Here is an 18,296-nt window from a genome sequence, read left to right as displayed (position 1 = left end):
TCTATGATTCGTGTTCCCTCTCCAGCAAAATTGAATTTATTTTTGCATATCACAGGTCGCCGTGAAAATGGCTATCACGAGTTGCAAAGTATTTTTCAGCTGATTGATTTGTATGACTGGTTAGAATTCACCCAAACAGAACATTCTCAACCTGAAATCAGTCTTGAAGGTTTGAGTAACGTCGATTTGGAACATAATCTGATCTATAAAGCGATTCAAATTTTAAAACCTTATGCTACACAGCCGACTGGTTTAAAAATTCGTATCGAAAAGAATATTCCAATGGGTGCAGGTCTAGGTGGTGGTTCTTCCAATGCTGCAACCACATTGATTGTGGTCAATCAACTTTGGCAGTGTGGTTTAAATACTGAACAACTGGCTGAGCTTGGGGTTAAATTGGGTGCAGATGTTCCAATCTTTGTTCATGGTCGTAATGCTTGGGCGGAAGGTATAGGTGAACACTTAACATTCATAGACTTAGATCAAAAACAATACATTGTGTTAAAAGCTGATTGTTTTATCAGCACTCAACGACTTTTTTCGCAAAAAACATTGACAAGAGATACGAAGCCTACTAAATTTTGCGCCTATCAGCTAAAGCCATCCAATTTTAGAAATGATTTTGAGCCACTGGCAAGAAATTTATATCCTGAAGTTGATGAAGCAATGCAGTATTTAGATCATTTCGGTACAGCAAAGCTTACAGGTACAGGTGCTTGTGTTTTTGTTGAAGTCACTGAACAAATGAAGATTGATGATGTTTTAAATCATTCACCCTGCAAAGCCTATTTGGTCAACAGTTTGAATGAATCACCACTCACTCATTTTACAGTGTAATGATAGGGGCGTCGCCAAGTGGTAAGGCACCGGGTTTTGATCTCGGCATCCGTTGGTTCGAATCCAGCCGCCCCTGCCATCATTTTTCATCTGTAGATCGTTGTATTTTAGGGGCGTCGCCAAGTGGTAAGGCACCGGGTTTTGATCTCGGCATCCGTTGGTTCGAATCCAGCCGCCCCTGCCATTAAATACAACATCAAATTAGGGGCGTCGCCAAGTGGTAAGGCACCGGGTTTTGATCTCGGCATCCGTTGGTTCGAATCCAGCCGCCCCTGCCATTTTCTCAAAAAAGACAGAACGTAGTAATTTGTATTTAATGTTGATTTACCTTGACAGAGACATACAAAAACACTAAAATTCTGCCGCATTAGGGGCGTCGCCAAGTGGTAAGGCACCGGGTTTTGATCTCGGCATCCGTTGGTTCGAATCCAGCCGCCCCTGCCATCTAATTCAAATCTGCCAACCGCCAAGGGTGCTTCATGCCCAATCTTGTCGTTTTTAGTGGAACTGCGCATCCACAATTCGCCCAAAAAGTCGTTAGCCATTTGCACATCCCTCTGGGAGCTGCTGCTGTAGGTAAATTTTCTGATGGTGAAATCACTGTCGAAATTACTGAAAATGTGCGTGGTAAAGACGTGTTTATCGTACAGCCCACTTGTGCCCCTACGAATGATAACCTTATGGAAATCTTAGTAATGGCAGATGCTTTGCGTCGTGCAAGTGCTGGTCGTATTACTGCTGTAATTCCATACTTCGGTTATGCACGCCAAGACCGTCGTCCTCGTTCAACTCGTGTTCCAATTACTGCAAAAGTTGTAGCAGACATGCTCACCACTGTGGGGATTGACCGTGTTGTAATGATCGATTTGCATGCTGACCAAATCCAAGGTTTCTTTGATATTCCTGTAGATAACATCTACGGTACACCTGCTTTGCTTGCTGACTTACGTCAACAACAACATCATAACTTGATGGTGGTTTCACCTGACGTTGGTGGTGTAGTTCGTGCACGTGCTGTTGCAAAACAAATGGGGGATATCGACCTTGCAATCATTGATAAACGTCGTCAAAAAGCTAATGAATCACAAGTGATGCATTTGATTGGTGATGTACGTGATCGTGACTGTGTGATTGTTGATGACATGGTTGATACAGCTGGTACTTTGTGTAAAGCTGCCGACGCACTAAAAACTTTTGGTGCTCGTAAAGTGGTTGCTTATGCAACGCACCCTGTACTATCAGGTAAAGCACTCGAAAATTTAAGCAAATCTGTAATTGATGAATTGGTTGTTACTGACACAATTCCACTTTCAGATGAAGCATTAAAACTTGGTAAGATTCGCCAAGTTTCAGTAGCAAGTATGGTTGCTGAAACAATTCGTCGTATTAACAACGAAGAATCTATTAGCGCAATGTTCGATTCTTATCTATAATAGCGCCAAATTTTCAAAGCCCTACTCTTTGGTAGGGCTTTATATCACTGGGCTGGTCGAAAGTTCAGTCAATTACACTCAATGAGGAAATGTCATCATGGCAAACTTCGTATTAAATGCAGTAGCACGTGAAGAAGCAGTTCAAGGGAAAGGTTCGAGCCGCCGCCTTCGTCTTCAAAATAAAGTTCCAGCAATCATCTATGGTGGTTCTGCTGAACCTGTAGCGGTTACTTTAGAACTTCGCGAGCTTGTTAAAGCTTTAGAAAATAACTCTTTCTTTGAAGAAGTTATCGATCTTAACATCGAAGGTAAAGTTGAAAGCGTTAAAATCCAAGCTTTACAACGTCACCCAGCTAAAAACACACCAATGCACGCTGACTTTAAACGCGCATAAGTGTTAAATGGTGTAAATGAGTGAGTAAACTTTCACTGATTATTGGTTTGGGTAATCCAGGTTCTGAATATGCCCAAACCCGCCATAATGCAGGCTTTTGGTTCGTCGAACGCCTTGCAGAACAATATGGTATTACATTAAAAACTGATTCAAAGTACAAAGGAATCAGTGGTCGCGGTAATATTGAAGGACAAGATGTTCGTCTACTATTGCCCACAACATTTATGAACCTTTCTGGTCAAAGTGTTGTTCCCTTTGCAAAATTCTACCAAATTAAACCAGAAGAAATTCTCATCGCTCATGATGAACTGGATATGAATCCGGGCGTCATTCGTTTAAAAACTGGCGGTGGACATGGTGGTCACAATGGTCTACGTGACATTGTTCCTCATATTGGTTCTAATTTTCATCGCTTACGTATTGGCATTGGTCATCCCGGCGCTAAAGAAAAAGTTTCAGGACATGTACTTGGTAAAGCACCAAGCAGTGAACAGACTTTAATGGATGATGCAATACACCATGCTTTAGGCAAAACAAAATTATTGGTTAATGGTGAGATTCAGCAAGCAATGAATCAAATCAATGCTTATAAAGCATAATTTAAACCTAAATTTTATGTTCTTTGTTCAACAATTTTTCTTGCCATGATTCATTTTTAAGAGCAAAATGCGCTTTCAAATGCATCCCCCCATTGAAAATTGTTGATTCAACACAAGATAACAATTGTAAGGGCTACTCTGGAGACGCAAATCATGCTATCTCGTTTATTAAAAGCAAAAATCCATCGTTGTGTTGTTACACAAGCAGAATTACATTATGAAGGTTCTTGTGCAATCGACGGTATTCTTTTGGATTTAGCTGGTATCCGTGAATATGAAGAAATTCATATGTGGAACGTGACTAATGGTAAGCGCTTTACAACCTATGCGATTCGTGGTGAAGAAGGTTCAGGCATCATTTCAGTCAATGGTGGCGCTGCACTTCAAGCGGATGTTGGTGATTTAATGATTATTGCCACATTTGGTGATTTTACCAATGCTGAAGCAGATGTGCATAAACCACGTCTTGTATATGCAAATCCAGACAATACAGTAAATCACACAGCAAACTGTATCCCTGTTCAAGTTGCATAATTGCACACAGATGATTCAAGACCCGCAATGTTGCGGGTTTTTTATGTCTATTTCACTTAATTATTTTCAATAACAGCTATTTACACCATTATCATTATAATACAGACTAATAATCCATGAGTTAACCTTATCATTCTCAATAATTTCACCACTTCTCTTTTTCAAAGTGACAGGAGATCCAATATTTAATATTTGTGTTTTATTTAAACAATATTGAAAATATCTACCTTCATCCTTTATTCTTCTCCAGCCATCAGAGACAAGTTGTTGTTGTATCCGTGTCATTTCTTCACTAGACAAATTATCTCGATGTATCCGTATTGAAGCAGATGCGTTGCCAGGCCTAATCAATGATGGAGTAAATTCTGGAGAATATTGGATAAAATACTTATTTTTAATTTCTCTAAAATTGATTATTTCTGGACTATTTGAATATGACTTATTCAAGCGACCTGAATAAAATGTAGATAAAACAAAAATAAATAGTATTAGAAAAATAATCATATGGGAAAATTTGATCTGGTTATTTTTCACAACGACTATCCATACATATTATGGCTATGAAAACCAATAAGACTAAATTCAAACTGACTTAATCCACCATTTATTCGAAGCACTTATTTCATGCATATTATTCAATGTTGCCTTAGCAAGTATCCGTTATAGTTAATAATTTGGACTTCAATTATTCAGTTCTTTCAGAACGAAATCCATCACGCCAACGTTGTTTATTCTCACAGTCCAGATCTTGTAAATGCTCTCCTCGTAAAGATGCAAGAATCGCATTGCCCTGCTGATCCACCTTAAACTCAGCATACTTTGCTTGCTGATAACATTCAGCTAAACCTTCTGCAAATAAAAAGCTATTGGATGCAGGATAAAGTGTTCTATGTCGATTATCCGGGTTCTTCAAAATCAGTTTTACAGTTTGCGCATCTTTAGGTTTTTCAAAATAAGTATGTGCCACCTTTTTCTGTTGATCCAATTCAACATAAGCCGTAACCGAAGGCTTATTTTCAATCACTTGATCAAAATAATGCCCCGAAAAAATATGATTTTCATCACTATCACTTAGATCTACATTGTTCTGATCGCCCTGATTTAGTTTTTGCGGTGCAAAGTAAAGTTGATAACTCAGCACCATATAATCACCTTGTATTAATGAACGTGGATCAACAGGTTGTAAGTGGACATATATACTCTGACTATTCTTCAGATGCTGTTCATTCTTAAAAATGATGCCTAGAAAAAGAACAATACAGATTAAAGCAAGACAAAGAGGAATGAATTTTTTCATGTATTTACTCCCTCTTTTGATTGGAATTTATGTAGCACCCAAGTCAGTATCAACAAAATTAATCCTGAGCTAAAAATACTTAGACTTTTAACGAGGAAGCTAACATTCAACGCGTAGTAAATAAAGCATAAGGTTAACGCCAAAGTCACTAAAGCGAAACCATAGACAATCTTATCGTGCTGTGACAATGCCCATGAAAGTATGGCGATACAAATAAAAATTTCAAAATAGCCATAAAATATCAGTACTGCAGCAAAAGCCAATAAAATCAATTGAGCAATCAAGCTAAATTGATTGCGAATCCTCAACAGCATAAACAAAGCCAACCACAAAATAGGCAGCCCCAAGTTGAGAATAGGAAGGTATCTAATTTTCTCTAATTCATATTGTCCAAATAGTGTATAGAAACCCAAGGATGAAAGAATAATCAATAAATTAGCCAATGCTAAACTGCGTTGATATTGACTGGGTTGAATACCATGCACCCAAATCATTACCAGATAAAACCCATAACTTAGCAAGACCAGAAATGAAAAACTTTCAACAAAACGATGTAATCCAAGCAGAACGTTTAAATCCCAAATCAACGCAATACCTGATAAATACAAGGCAAATAGTTGGATAATAATAAAGAACCAATGGCTGCGAATAAAATAACTAAGACACAGCATGGCAAATTGAATAAAGAAAATTGGAAAGAATTGGTCAGTTAATTCAACCGTGTGGAAAATCACAGCATGTTGCCCTGCGACCCATATACAATAAGCAAACTGCCTTAAAAATAAAGCTTGTTTACTTCTTAAAATAAAGGCAGCCAATACCACAAAAACTGCCCCCATGATCAAGGAGAAATTCCCCCAAAATGCCAGCATCAATGATGCCAATAAAACACCTGCAACCCATGCACCCACTGCGATAGGAATATTGTTAAATTTGTTTTGTGGGATAAACTTAATCAATAAAAAAGTAATCAATGCAAACCAAGCGAAAACCACCAGTGCAATTAAAAATAATCCGAGCACTTCGGATTCACGAAACAGACTATTCATCCATTTGAAAATCACCAGCGTAAACGTAATCCCTAAACCTACTGCTGAAAGCACACTACATAACTGATCTCTTTTTCGATAAAAATAAGTTAATGCGACAGAAAGTAGAAAAAATGATGATATTAAATAAGCGATCTTAAGGTCTGTCCATGTAAAAATCATGGCTGTGGCGAATGCTAAATTACTGTCTCCATATAAAAATAGCATCATATGCCAAATTGAAAGAATGCCAAACCATAAGACAAAGAGATAACGCAGCTTTTGATAACAACGAAGACAAAAATAAAACTGAAATAATGAAAGGAGATTTAAGCTAAATAAAAATGTGACAGGATATTCGTCAGCCCAAAATGTTTGTTTAAAAAACAAAAATAAAGTGAGTTGGCTGACAATACAGAGCAATGTAAAAACACCAATATTCGGACGATACAACCACGGCAGTAATAAAATAGACCAGATTAAAAATAGTAAATAACTATCTGCCCCTGTTTGATAAATTTGACCAATGACAGCCAAACTTAAACCAATCATCAAGCCACTTATTGTATGCAAACACTGGACTAAATAATCATGCTGAACTAAAAAAATACTGGCTACAGCACTGAGTAACAAGAAAAGTTGTGGAATTGCCAATTGAAAAAACTGAGGCAACATAAACCAATTTGCAGCGGTCAGATATAAAATACTGACTGCAATTAGAGCAAATCCTAAAACCTGTAAGTGTTTAACAAAGTCATCATTACGCCATGAATAGACATCTTGCTGAATCGTGATCAAGCTGAGTCTCCTTATTTTATGCTTTGCTATTTGTTGATCACTATGACCACAAATATTCTTTTAAATGTAAAAGTTTAATTATTTTCTATAGCAACTATTGTTCTATCTATAGTACTGATCATTCTAAAAAAAAGCATCCATTTAGTAAAAAAGTGTCTATAATAAATGCACATCGCTTCAGGGCGGGGTGTAATTCCCCACCGGTGGTAAATTGGACGGATTTTCAATCCTGAGCCAACAGCCCACGAGCTTATCACGCTTAATCGTGATTCGCAGATTTGGTGAAATGCCAAAGCCGACGGTATAGTCCGGATGAAAGAAGACGACGTCACAGCTTAAAAATTTCAATATTCGCTATTGGAAAAGGTTTTGTAACGCCACTATTTCAAATGTCCTGAAATGTTCAACCGTATTTTAACTTTACGAGAGCGTTTCAATGTCTAGTTTAATTCAACCCGAAATTTTCTTTTCTGCACTATCCCCTGCAGACCAACGTATCGAACAAGCAATCGAAGATATGCGCCAAGGCAAACCTGTTTTGGTCATGGACGATTTTGATCGTGAAAATGAAGCAGATTTAATTGTTGCAGCAGAAACCCTCAATGTTGAAACCATGGCACGTATGATTCGTGATGGTTCAGGTATAGTCTGCTTAACCATTACCGATGATCTAGCTGATCACCTTGAACTCCCACCGATGGTTCAGGACAATTCAAGTCAATTTAAAACGGCTTTTACCATTACCATTGAAGCAGCACAAGGTGTAACAACAGGCGTTTCTGCAAAAGACCGCACCACCACTATTCATGCTGCAATTAAAACAGGTGCTGTCGCAAGTGATCTGAATCGCCCTGGTCATGTTTTTCCATTGCGTGGTCGTAATGGTGGTGTATTAACCCGTCGTGGACATACAGAAGGTTCTATTGATTTGGCACGTTTAGCTGGTTTAAAACCCGCTGGTGTGTTATGTGAAGTGACCAATCCTGATGGAACAATGGCTTCAGGCATTCAAGTTTTAGCATATGCACAAACGCATCATTTAACGCTGATTACCATTGAAGAATTGGTTCAGTATCGTTTAAAACACAATGTCTAAGAAAATATTTTAAGTCATCACATTTAGACAGAGTAAAAAAGCCAGTTCAAATCTTTGGGCTGGCTTTTTAATATTGATTAGGTATTCTTGGTTAAAGTGCGATGAAATGACAGCGCCAGTTTTTGTTTTAATTTTTTATAAGTGACACTGATTAAAATTAAATAGCCAAAATATCAAGCTGATGAATAATAAATCATTGCAGAAACTGAGTTTAAACATCTTCCAAATGTAAAATACTTTGACGAATACCGTCTGCACGTAACCATGCGAAATCATAACTTGCATTGGCCAATGCCAATACACGACGTTCAAACTCATCCCAAAGCGGTTTTACCTGTTTCGCTTGAATTCCCAAACCACTCTCTTCTGCGAGATGTTTATTTTTTTCACAAATTTTTAATGCATGATACAACTTGCGCCCTTTAGAAGCAGAATCCATCACTCGTATACGTTTACCCAAAATAAAACCTTCAATATGTCTTAAATCGGCAAAAGGTAGCATCGGAATTAAAATTTGATCGAGCTGTGCATCCAGCCTCTTCCAAACAGCTAAACGTTGCGCTGAATCATATGTATTCCATTGGATCACTTCATGATTAAAACGACGGCAACCACGACAAACAGAATCACCAAATACCGTTGAACAACGACCAGCGCATGGCGTTAAGGTGGGTATCCGACGTTCGTTACTCAAAATTTACTCCTTACATCAACGATGTGACACACTTTTTCGGCACGAAATAATCATTTCGCAATACTATATATGGTATATAAAATATTTTAAAGCACTATATTTAGTATAAAAACCCATATTTTTTTCAGGGAATAAAAAAACACTACAAAGACTAGGGTTTTCTCGCATATTCATGTAAATCACGCTAAAATATGCGCCTTAAATTTTATTCTATCTTAAATATTTGGAGTACTCCATGAACGCTACTGTAGAACAGCTTGCACCTGTAGAACAGCAAGCGACCTCTGGTTGGGTTGTTGCAGCACTTTATCAATTCAAAGAAGTTCAAGATCCTGCTGATCTTCAACAACGTCTTTTAGACTTGGTAAAAACCATCAACCTTTGCGGTACTCTCATTATTGCAGGTGAAGGAATTAACGGAACTGTTGCTGGCGATCGTCAAGCGATTGATGTCATTCATCAATTCTTATTGAATGAAGGCTTTAATAGCATGGAATATAAAGAATCACATAGTGATGAAAAGCCATTCCGTAAAATGAAGATTAAGCTAAAGAACGAAATCGTAACTTTAGGTGTAGAGGTGAAACCTCGTGATCTTGTTGGACATTATCTTGATCCAAAACAATGGAACGAATTGATTGCACGTGATGATGTGATTTTGATTGATACACGTAATGATTATGAATATAAAGCGGGTACTTTTAAAGGTGCGATTGATCCTAAAACAGAAACCTTTCGTGAATTTCCAGAATATGTAAAAAAAGAACTTGAACAGCATAAAGATAAGAAAATTGCGATGTTCTGTACAGGCGGTATTCGTTGTGAAAAATCAACATCGCTACTGCTTCAAGAAGGTTTTAACGAGGTGTATCACCTTAAAGGCGGTATTTTAAAATATCTTGAAGAAACCCCTGCTGATGAAAGTATGTGGGAAGGTGAATGTTTCGTATTTGATGGTCGTACTGCGGTGACGCATGGTATGGAAGAAGGCGAAAATATTAAATGTCATGCATGTGGTTGGCCACTTGTTCCTGAAGAAGCCGATTTACCAAGTTATGAACATGGTGTTTCTTGCAAATATTGTATTGATAAAACATCTGAGAAACAAAAAGAAGGTTTCCGTATGCGTCAATCACAAATTACTGCTGCAAAACGCAAACGTCTTTAATCTCAATCAATTTTAAAATGCTTCACTCAACCGCAGCTTATTGGCTGCGGTTTTTATTTAGATATTTTAATAACACAACAAATTCTCACTATATTTTGATAAATGAAAACCATACCATGTTTATAACGCCCTATTTTTATATATAAAATGACTGATTGGATTATTTCGATCATGGAGCAACTTGGTTACTTCGGTATTGCTCTTTTGATGTTTTTAGACAATGTCTTTCCGCCGATTCCCTCAGAAGTGATTATGCCATCAGCTGGGTTTGCTGCATCTAAAGGTCAATTATTATTATCGGGTGTGATTATCGCAGGCAGCATCGGTTCACTGGTTGCAGCAGCGTTGTTGTATTGGGTAGGTCGCAAAATCCCAAATCAAAGCATTTTTAATTGGGTTGACCGCTATGGTAAATACCTTTTTATCAAATCAGAAGATGTCAAAAAAGCTTTAGATTGGTTTGAAAAATATGGACATCGCGTGGTTTTCTTTGGACGAATGGTTCCCGCAGTTCGCTCTTTGATTAGTATCCCTGCAGGCATGAGTCATATGCCCTTTTGGAAATTTATGCTGTATAGCGGTGTAGGGACAATTATCTGGACCACTTTTCTTGCATGTGTCGGTTATTATTTTGGAAACAATATAGAACTCATGCAACAAATTTTTAGTCGCGTGGGCTATGTGATCATTACCATTGTCTTAATTTTAGTTGCTTATTTTTTCTATAAAAAATCAAAAGCACGCTAAAAATTATTATGCTCCCAGCATTCAGTTAAAACACACTATTTGTGTACATTGAGATTTGTGTGCATTGAGTCGAGCAGACAAATTTGTGTTTGCTTGGCCAAGCTCTATGTTCTTAACATTAGTTCTTAACATTAGCCCTTAACATTAGTTGTCTGACAAATAATCAGCGAATTCCAAAAATAACCACAAAGACATTAGAGCGTTCATAAATCAAAATGATCATGCGAAATGAAGCTTGATAGTTTCTTCTCGCTGAGGAAAAGCTAGGATAAGAGGCACTATCTTTTGATTTATGGGTTTTAACAGGATTTATAAAAGAAGCCTATTGTTTATATTTTCTTATACTCCCCGTTTCACCAATGCCGACCAATTGAAACACGATCACCATATATAAACAGCATCACTGTATAAAAATCACCCAATCGTAATCAATACACCACAGCGATCGTAAAAAATCACCACACATTCGATGTGAGCAAAACTTCCGAGCGATTGAGAAATTTGAGTGAATTCAACGGCAAGCACTATACATTCCAAAAAATCATGAATTTCATCAAAATATTATCGCTTTAATCCAATACAAATATATGAAAAATATAAAAATAATTAAAACTGTGTAAAAAAGGATACATGAGTGAATGAAATGATTGCTGTGATCTTAATCACCTGCTTGGCAGTAATAAGTCCTGGCGCTGATTTTGCTATCGTGACACGAAACAGTTATTTATATGGTCGAAATATTGGATTAAGCACTGCTTTAGGTATTGCTTGCGGTGTTTGGATACATGTGGGTTATAGCCTACTTGGCCTGGGTTTTTTAAAAAATCATATGCCCTATCTTTTACAAACAATTCAATATATTGGCGCTGCTTATTTAATTTATCTTGGCTATAAAACATTCACACAGGCAAAAATAAAACTGGATGAAATGGGTGTTGGTATCAGTAGCTGGCAAGCGTTTAAACATGGTTTTTTAACCAATAGCCTAAATCCCAAAACAACTTTATTTGTAATCAGTTTATTTGCTCAACTGATGACTTCTACAGAAAATTCGACCATTCAGCTTTTTGCTTATGGTGCGTTTATTTCGTTGAGTCATTTTGTTTGGTTTGGCTTGATTGCCTTATTTTGTGCACATCCCAGCATACGAAATAAAATTTTAGATCGCCAAGTGGTGATCAATCGTGTGATTGGCCTTTTACTGTTTATTTTAGGTTGTAGCCTATTATTTGCACGGTTTTAACTATTGGCGTAAATCACCAACAAAAAAAAGCATGCCACTTTTCAGTGAGCATGCTTTTTTTATACGCGCAAATTAATTTGGTGTGTGGTACATCAAATAAATTTCATTTAGATTTTCAGGAATTTCTTCAGCAATCTCGTCCATTAACTGGCCATTGCGGCGGAAAGATTCCATTTGAGGATCTTCATCATCAATACCACTGAACACCATCATTGGTAGTGTGAGATCAACAACTTGATCTTCATATTCTGGTGCAAACCAAGCTTCTTCATTCAGGAACATTGCATCGACAAAGCCAACACTCCAGTCGCCTAAGCTTGATTCAACATCAGCTTCTTCAATTTCAAAAGGAAATGTAATTCCTTCTTCATTGGCTAAGTTTTGACGAATCGCTTCAAGCCATGCTTTGATTTGTACAATGATTTCTGCTGGAACTTTCTTTTGATTATTATCAAATAGCTCATCAAGCCATTTATCAAAAGTAGGACCAACCGCAATTGCGCACAAGAAACCATGAGTCGCTGCGAAATCTAGACCAAATTCATTTTGGTCACCATCTAGATAATCACTCAGTAGGTCTAAATCTAAAGCACTCATTTTGTTTCCAGTAAATTTGTATCAGATTTAAGCATAGCATTTTCCCACGCCATGCCCAATGAATTTTTAATCTTCGTCATCAAAATCATCGTCATCATCAATGTCATAATCAAAATCTTTTAAATCTTTTTCTAAACGACGTTGAGCAAGTAAATCATCGATCAAACGTCGCTTTTCTAAAGATTCTTTGGCGCTAATTTTGCTTGATGACTCATCGAAACTAACATCATCATCACCGTAGTTATCATCTAGTTCAAAATCTGTAGAAGACACTAAAACTACCTCATAATGAAAAAAAGTGAATGGGTCTAGGCGCTATTTATCTGTCTTCAGAAAACTTGTCAAGTTTTTTCCGTTTTTTTTACATTTAAATGCGAATTTGGGCTTTTTTCGGGCCCTATTTTATGTAATGATATAATCCACCCTGCGTCTTACTATTTTATGACATTTTCTGAATAGAAATCGCACGGGATGATCTTGAAAATAACAATTTCACCCCCACCTATTTGATTGAATTTAAATTCTGAATATTTTATCGGACAGTTTTATGCTGATTTCTTCCGATGGAATATGCGAGCTATTCAAAGATATATTTTAACAGATTGTGCGATTACGCACGGTTTTTCATTGCCACAGATTCAACGAGAAGAGAGTAAAGATGAGCGAAATGCATTCCCCTACTTCCCAAGTAGCGGCTCTTATTAGCCGAGGCAAAGAACAAGGTTACTTAACCTACGCTGAGGTTAACGATCATCTCCCAGACTCGATCACCGAAAGCGAACAGATTGAAGACATTATCCAAATGCTTCAAGACGTTGGTATTCCAGTTCATGAACGTGCACCTGAAACTGACGATGCAATGTTCGAAGGGAATAGCGAAGCTGGCGATGAAGTTGCAGAAGAAGAAGCTGCTGCAGTACTTGCCTCTGTAGAAAATGAGCCAGGTCGTACCACTGACCCAGTACGTATGTATATGCGTGAAATGGGTACCGTTGAACTTTTAACACGTGAAGGCGAAATTAGTATTGCCAAACGTATTGAAGAAGGTATTCGTGACGTTCTACATTCAATTGCATACTGGCCAAATGCTGTAGAAGTTGTTTTACAAGAATATAAAGATTATGAAACTGGCGAACGTCGCCTTGCCGATATTTTATCAGGCTATTTAGATCCTGAATCTGACGAAGTGATTCCTGAAGTTTTAGAAGACGAAGCTGAAGTTATCGTTGAAGAAGAAGATACTTCTGCAAAACCAACTAAAGAAGTGAAGTTGGATGATGAAGACGAAGAAGAAGAGTCTGAAAGTGATGACGATTCTGAAGGCGAATCTGGTCCAGATCCTGAAATTGCGAAAGCTCGTTTTGAAGAGCTAGAAGCAGTTTGGAACAGTGCAAAAGTCGCAATTGCGCAACATGGCCGTAACAGTACTCAAGGTACTGAGGCAATGGAAGCACTGGCTACTGTGTTTATGATGTTTAAATTTACACCGCGTTTATTTGACATCATTTCAGAAATGATTCGTGGCACGCACGAACAAATTCGTACCTCTGAACGTGAAGTGATGCGTTATGCAGTTCGTCGTGGTCGTATGGATCGTACACAGTTCCGTACATCATTCCCAGGTCAAGAATCAAATCCTGCTTGGTTAGATGAACAAATTGCAAAAGCACCTGCTGAATTAAAAGGCTATTTAGAAAAAGTTCGTCCAGATGTATTGGCATTCCAACAAAAGATTGCTGATATTGAAAAAGACCTTGATCTAAACGTAAAAGAAATTAAAGACATTTCTAAACGTATGGCGATTGGTGAAGCCAAAGCTCGCCGTGCCAAAAAAGAGATGGTTGAAGCCAACTTACGTTTGGTAATTTCAATTGCGAAAAAATACACAAACCGTGGTTTACAATTCTTGGATTTGATTCAAGAAGGTAACATTGGTTTAATGAAAGCGGTAGACAAGTTTGAATACCGTCGTGGTTATAAGTTCTCGACCTATGCAACATGGTGGATTCGTCAGGCGATTACCCGTTCAATCGCAGACCAAGCACGTACAATTCGTATCCCTGTACATATGATCGAAACGATTAACAAGATCAACCGTGTATCTCGCCAATTACTTCAAGAAATGGGTCGTGAACCGACTCCTGAAGAATTAGGTGAACGTCTAGAAATGGACGAAGTTAAAGTTCGTAAGGTGCTTAAGATTGCTAAAGAGCCAATTTCTATGGAAACGCCAATTGGTGATGATGAAGATTCTCATCTTGGTGATTTCATTGAAGACAGCAACATCACTTCACCAGTAGATGCTGCGACTTCAGAGGGCTTAAAAGAAGCAACACGTGAAGTACTTGAAAACTTAACTGAACGTGAAGCAAAAGTCTTGAAAATGCGTTTTGGTATCGACATGCCGACTGACCATACTTTGGAAGAAGTAGGTAAACAGTTTGATGTAACCCGTGAACGTATTCGTCAGATTGAAGCCAAAGCTTTACGTAAACTTCGTCATCCTTCGCGTTCAGAACACTTACGTTCGTTCCTTGAAAATGACTAAGTTGAATTTGTTCAATCTATGAATACTTTCGGGACTTGAAAATCAATCGAGTAACCCCATTAAGTATTTAAGAGAAACACAATGCCTGCACTTATGCAGGCATTGTTGATAAATTAGAGGTGAAAAAATGTTAGACCGCACTCCATCTCGCGAATTACAAGAAGATCTTTGGGTTTTTCCAATGGATTACCCAATTAAATTGATTGGTAATGCGGGTGAAGAATTACGTGGTGCTGTAGTTGAAATTTTGGTAAAACATTTCCCTGAATTTAATGAAGCGACACTTGTTGTACAACCATCACGTACTGGTAAATATCATTCGATTACGGCTCAATTACGTTTTGAAGAGCTTGAGCAAGTGCATGCCTTGTATGCTGACCTTGCTGCTTGCGAACATATTCGTACTGCCTTGTAATGCTGAAATGAATTAAAAAAACACGCCACAATGGCGTGTTTTTTTGCACCCTGATTTTATTGGGGAATATGCCCTGCTGGCTTATTTGCAAATGATCAGCAATTGCTTTCACTTTTCCAAACTAAATTTCTTTATAATTAAAGCGATTTCTATATTTTAAGGGCACTTGTCTGTGAACGATGCTGTTCTAAAACCACATCTGATTATTCGTCAATATCAAGACTTAACGCCTTATGCCGAGCGTTTTCAGGAAATGAAATCTTTTACTGAACAACGTGATGAAAATTCTCCAGATCAGCTTTGGATCTTGCAACATCCTGACGTACTGACTCAGGGGCAAGCAGGCAAACCTGAACATATTTTAACGCACAGTGATATCCCTGTTGTTCAATCAGATCGTGGTGGACAAGTTACCTGGCATGGTCCTGGTCAAATGGTGATTTATTTCATGTTTGATTTAAATCGCTTGAAATGGAATGTGCGTACATTGGTCACTTATGCAGAGAACTTAATGATCAATCTGCTCAAGAAATATGATGTCGATGCCTATGCCAAAGCTGATGCACCAGGTGTTTATGTCAACGAACGTAAAATTGGTTCACTGGGCTTTAAAATCCGCAGAGGACGTAGTTATCACGGGTTAGCATTAAATATTGATTGTAACTTAGATGGCTTCCATACCATTAACCCATGTGGTTATGCAGGTTTAGAAATGGTCCGTGTCTGCGATTTGATTAAAAATTATCCTGATTACAAGCAACTATCAAAAGATGTGATTGAGTATTTTCAACAGAGTGGGTACTTTAGTGATATTGAAGTCATCGACAAAAAATCAAATGACCATGAAGTCATTCACAAATAAATCGCTTTATTTTTATCTGAAAACAAATTAGAGTAATTACTCTAAAACAAAAGTACAATTTTATATAAGGGACTAACGAGTGATTTCAAGTAAATCTATCAAACCCGCTTTAGAACAAGCCTATGTCAAACTCATGATGGATGTGATTGGCAGAGGTTTGGTCATGGCGAGTCAAGTTGATGATGAAATTAAACATGAAGTATCTGTACTCCCTGTTGGTTTTACATTATCAATGAAAGTTTTTCCAAACGGCGCTTCATTTATTGCCAGAGTCAATCAAAACAAACAGCTTGAACTGGTTAAATCTTTAGATGTTAAGCCTGATCTATCGATTATTTTCAAACATGTTCATCATGCTTTTTTAGTCTTTTCATTTCAGGAAAGTACAGCTCAAGCTTTTGCAAATGACCGTATGATCGCAGATGGAGATGTGGCACATGCCATCCGTTTAGTGCGTTGTCTGAATAAAATGGAAGCATTAATTTTACCTAAACTGGTTGCTGAACTCGCGGTAAAAGAATATCCATCAGAATTAAGCTTAAAAGAAAAATTAGCGGGCGCTGCAAATATCTATCTTAAAGTTGCCCAATCATATTTAAAAGGGAGTGCTTAACACATGGCTAAACCATATTACGAATTTTTCTGTCCTGTAAAAGTGATCGCTGGTCATGCTGCACTCGAACATATTCCTTTCGAACTTGCATCATTAGGCGCTAAACGCCCAATGATCATCACTGATAAAGGTGTACGTGCCAATCACCTTTTAGCACCTATTGAAGCTGCATTTGAATCTACTGATATTGAAATTGGCATTATTTTTGATGATGTTCCGCCTGATTCAAGCCTTGAAACAGTTCGTGCCGCAGCACAAGCGTATCGTGAAAATAACTGTGATGCGATTATTGCTGTGGGTGGTGGCTCGGTTATTGATACCTCTAAAACAGCCAATATTTTAGTCTCCGAGGGTGGCGATGATTTACTTAAGTATTCAGGTGCCCACAACCTCCCTCGCCCACTTAAACCTTTTTTTGTGATTCCTACCACGTCAGGTACAGGCTCAGAAGTGACCTTGGCTGCGGTCGTATCTGACAATCAAAAAAATGTGAAAATGGCATTTGCCTCGAATTACTTAATGCCACATGCGGCGATTCTCGATCCACGTATGACCCAAACATTGCCACCACATCTGACAGCAATGACAGCGATGGATGCCATGACACATGCTGTAGAAGCCTATACCTGTATCGCAGCCAATCCAATTTCCGATGCGTATGCAACAGCTGCCATCAAAAAGATCAGTACAAGCTTATTTGATGTACTGGATCACCCTAGTGATGCAACAAGCCGCTTAGAACTTGCTCAAGCCTCAACAATGGCAGGCATTGCATTTTCTAACTCGATGGTTGGTATTGTGCATTCTCTTGGTCATGCTTTAGGTGCAGTTGCGCATTTGCCTCATGGCTTATGTATGAATCTCTTTCTTCCTTATGTTTTGGAATACAACAAGGAAGTGAATGGTGACAAGATTGCCGATCTATTATTGCCACTTGCTGGTGCTGATATTTACGCACAGACCCCTGCAAACCAGCGTGCGGATAAGGCCATAGAGACATTAAATACCATGCGTGATCGTGTCTATCATTTGACTAAGCTTCCACGTACCTTGAGTGAAACAGGTAAAGTTACTCAAGCACAGCTGGATGAAGTTGCCGAAAAAGCACTCAATGACGGCTCAATTATTTTCAATCCGAAAGAAGCAACCTTTAAAGATTTAAAGTCAATCTTAGAAAAAGCTTGGTAATTGTCTAAAATTGCGACAATATAGAGGGAGCTATTGGCACTAAGTCTATGTTTGCAGTGATGTAGTCTACAGATGAAATGTTGACAGCCCCCGATAGTAAATAGCCTGATGTTTATCTAAACATCGGGCTTTTATCTTGCAGAATGGGCAGTCACTTATTTTTTGATCAAGATGGCACGTTTTCTGCTAAAAAAGCCAACAAAGT

20 protein-coding genes, 4 tRNA genes and 1 riboswitch are annotated in these 18,296 nt (G+C 38.0%); of the genes, 18 read left to right on the top strand and 6 right to left on the bottom strand.

Annotated features, from left to right (window positions below):
- The first annotated feature begins 3 nt into the window (after window positions 1-3).
- The 9 genes from ispE to panD all read left to right on the top strand — a co-directional run bounded on the left by ispE (window position 4) and on the right by panD (window position 3,797).
- On the top strand, window positions 4-837 hold the full coding sequence (gene ispE / locus ACZ5QH_RS05390; protein ID WP_303577688.1) for a 4-(cytidine 5'-diphospho)-2-C-methyl-D-erythritol kinase: 834 nt from the start codon (window positions 4-6) through the stop codon (window positions 835-837).
- A gap of 4 nt (window positions 838-841) precedes the next feature.
- A tRNA-Gln gene (locus ACZ5QH_RS05385) sits at window positions 842-916 on the top strand.
- Window positions 917-946: 30 nt separating this feature from the next.
- A tRNA-Gln gene (locus ACZ5QH_RS05380) sits at window positions 947-1,021 on the top strand.
- A 19-nt stretch (window positions 1,022-1,040) separates the two neighbouring features.
- Window positions 1,041-1,115: transfer RNA gene (locus ACZ5QH_RS05375), tRNA-Gln, on the top strand.
- 91 nt (window positions 1,116-1,206) lie between these two features.
- Window positions 1,207-1,281, top strand: a tRNA-Gln gene (locus tag ACZ5QH_RS05370).
- Between the two features lie 35 nt (window positions 1,282-1,316).
- Window positions 1,317-2,270 carry a ribose-phosphate pyrophosphokinase gene (locus ACZ5QH_RS05365; RefSeq protein ID WP_004722497.1) on the top strand — a complete coding sequence of 318 codons (954 nt, stop codon included), beginning with the start codon at window positions 1,317-1,319 and terminating at the stop codon, window positions 2,268-2,270.
- Window positions 2,271-2,367: 97 nt separating this feature from the next.
- On the top strand, window positions 2,368-2,664 hold the full coding sequence (gene rplY, locus ACZ5QH_RS05360; RefSeq protein WP_004722499.1) for a 50S ribosomal protein L25: 297 nt from the start codon (window positions 2,368-2,370) through the stop codon (window positions 2,662-2,664).
- Between the two features lie 20 nt (window positions 2,665-2,684).
- Window positions 2,685-3,263, top strand: coding sequence for an aminoacyl-tRNA hydrolase (gene pth / locus ACZ5QH_RS05355; protein ID WP_004722502.1), 579 nt, complete (start codon window positions 2,685-2,687; stop codon window positions 3,261-3,263).
- A 153-nt stretch (window positions 3,264-3,416) separates the two neighbouring features.
- A complete protein-coding gene (gene panD, locus ACZ5QH_RS05350) occupies window positions 3,417-3,797 on the top strand; it encodes an aspartate 1-decarboxylase (RefSeq protein ID WP_303577929.1) in 381 nt (126 codons plus the stop codon).
- 66 nt (window positions 3,798-3,863) lie between these two features.
- On the opposite strand, the gene ACZ5QH_RS05345 is transcribed toward panD, so the two are convergent.
- The 3 genes from ACZ5QH_RS05345 to ACZ5QH_RS05335 form a co-directional block, all read right to left on the bottom strand.
- Window positions 3,864-4,331 carry a hypothetical protein gene (locus ACZ5QH_RS05345; RefSeq protein WP_056514360.1) on the bottom strand — a complete coding sequence of 156 codons (468 nt, stop codon included), beginning with the start codon at window positions 4,329-4,331 and terminating at the stop codon, window positions 3,864-3,866.
- A 151-nt stretch (window positions 4,332-4,482) separates the two neighbouring features.
- Window positions 4,483-5,094: a GDYXXLXY domain-containing protein gene (locus ACZ5QH_RS05340; RefSeq protein WP_303577928.1), complete on the bottom strand. Its 612-nt coding sequence runs from the start codon at window positions 5,092-5,094 to the stop codon at window positions 4,483-4,485.
- Window positions 5,091-6,920 (bottom strand): DUF2157 domain-containing protein, encoded by a 1,830-nt coding sequence (locus ACZ5QH_RS05335; protein WP_303577927.1) that lies wholly within the window; start codon window positions 6,918-6,920, stop codon window positions 5,091-5,093. The genes ACZ5QH_RS05340 and ACZ5QH_RS05335 overlap by 4 nt, the downstream gene beginning before the upstream one ends.
- 170 nt (window positions 6,921-7,090) lie before the next feature.
- Window positions 7,091-7,248, top strand: a riboswitch (FMN riboswitch).
- Window positions 7,249-7,356: 108 nt separating this feature from the next.
- Here ACZ5QH_RS05335 and ribB point away from each other — a divergent pair.
- Window positions 7,357-8,016 (top strand): 3,4-dihydroxy-2-butanone-4-phosphate synthase, encoded by a 660-nt coding sequence (gene ribB, locus ACZ5QH_RS05330; RefSeq protein WP_004819596.1) that lies wholly within the window; start codon window positions 7,357-7,359, stop codon window positions 8,014-8,016.
- 211 nt (window positions 8,017-8,227) lie between these two features.
- Here ribB and ACZ5QH_RS05325 read toward each other — a convergent pair whose 3' ends face one another.
- Window positions 8,228-8,710, bottom strand: coding sequence for a DUF1289 domain-containing protein (locus ACZ5QH_RS05325; RefSeq protein WP_004722515.1), 483 nt, complete (start codon window positions 8,708-8,710; stop codon window positions 8,228-8,230).
- A gap of 235 nt (window positions 8,711-8,945) precedes the next feature.
- Between ACZ5QH_RS05325 and trhO the strand changes: the two genes are divergently transcribed.
- The 3 genes from trhO (at window position 8,946) to ACZ5QH_RS05310 (ending at window position 11,868) form a co-directional block, all read left to right on the top strand.
- Window positions 8,946-9,878, top strand: a complete 933-nt coding sequence (gene trhO / locus ACZ5QH_RS05320) for an oxygen-dependent tRNA uridine(34) hydroxylase TrhO (protein WP_034618212.1) — start codon at window positions 8,946-8,948, stop codon at window positions 9,876-9,878.
- A gap of 171 nt (window positions 9,879-10,049) precedes the next feature.
- Window positions 10,050-10,625, top strand: a complete 576-nt coding sequence (locus ACZ5QH_RS05315; protein WP_004819593.1) for a DedA family protein — start codon at window positions 10,050-10,052, stop codon at window positions 10,623-10,625.
- Between the two features lie 634 nt (window positions 10,626-11,259).
- The gene (locus tag ACZ5QH_RS05310; protein ID WP_303577926.1) at window positions 11,260-11,868 is read left to right on the top strand and encodes a LysE family translocator; all 609 of its coding nucleotides are present in this window, start codon (window positions 11,260-11,262) and stop codon (window positions 11,866-11,868) included.
- 72 nt (window positions 11,869-11,940) lie between these two features.
- Here ACZ5QH_RS05310 and ACZ5QH_RS05305 read toward each other — a convergent pair whose 3' ends face one another.
- A complete protein-coding gene (locus ACZ5QH_RS05305) occupies window positions 11,941-12,465 on the bottom strand; it encodes a YecA/YgfB family protein (protein ID WP_004722523.1) in 525 nt (174 codons plus the stop codon).
- 66 nt (window positions 12,466-12,531) lie between these two features.
- Entirely contained in the window at window positions 12,532-12,738 is a 207-nt protein-coding gene (locus ACZ5QH_RS05300; RefSeq protein ID WP_004722524.1) for a PA3496 family putative envelope integrity protein, read from the bottom strand.
- 331 nt (window positions 12,739-13,069) lie between these two features.
- On the opposite strand from ACZ5QH_RS05300, the gene rpoD reads away from it, so the two are divergent.
- The 5 genes from rpoD to ACZ5QH_RS05275 all read left to right on the top strand — a co-directional run bounded on the left by rpoD (window position 13,070) and on the right by ACZ5QH_RS05275 (window position 18,091).
- Window positions 13,070-15,013: an RNA polymerase sigma factor RpoD gene (gene rpoD / locus ACZ5QH_RS05295; RefSeq protein ID WP_259191535.1), complete on the top strand. Its 1,944-nt coding sequence runs from the start codon at window positions 13,070-13,072 to the stop codon at window positions 15,011-15,013.
- Window positions 15,014-15,140: 127 nt separating this feature from the next.
- Window positions 15,141-15,428 carry a YbeD family protein gene (locus ACZ5QH_RS05290; RefSeq protein ID WP_004722529.1) on the top strand — a complete coding sequence of 96 codons (288 nt, stop codon included), beginning with the start codon at window positions 15,141-15,143 and terminating at the stop codon, window positions 15,426-15,428.
- Window positions 15,429-15,600: 172 nt separating this feature from the next.
- Window positions 15,601-16,290, top strand: a complete 690-nt coding sequence (gene lipB / locus ACZ5QH_RS05285) for a lipoyl(octanoyl) transferase LipB (protein WP_239046316.1) — start codon at window positions 15,601-15,603, stop codon at window positions 16,288-16,290.
- Between the two features lie 79 nt (window positions 16,291-16,369).
- Window positions 16,370-16,903: a hypothetical protein gene (locus ACZ5QH_RS05280; RefSeq protein WP_004819586.1), complete on the top strand. Its 534-nt coding sequence runs from the start codon at window positions 16,370-16,372 to the stop codon at window positions 16,901-16,903.
- Between the two features lie 3 nt (window positions 16,904-16,906).
- A complete protein-coding gene (locus tag ACZ5QH_RS05275) occupies window positions 16,907-18,091 on the top strand; it encodes an iron-containing alcohol dehydrogenase (protein ID WP_303577924.1) in 1,185 nt (394 codons plus the stop codon).
- Window positions 18,092-18,296 lie beyond the last annotated feature (205 nt).

The sequence above is a fragment of the Acinetobacter sp. Ac8 genome (genome assembly GCF_055392545.1).
The sequence above is the reverse complement of the archived record's forward strand: the minus strand, read 5'-3'. Positions and strand labels throughout refer to the sequence as shown.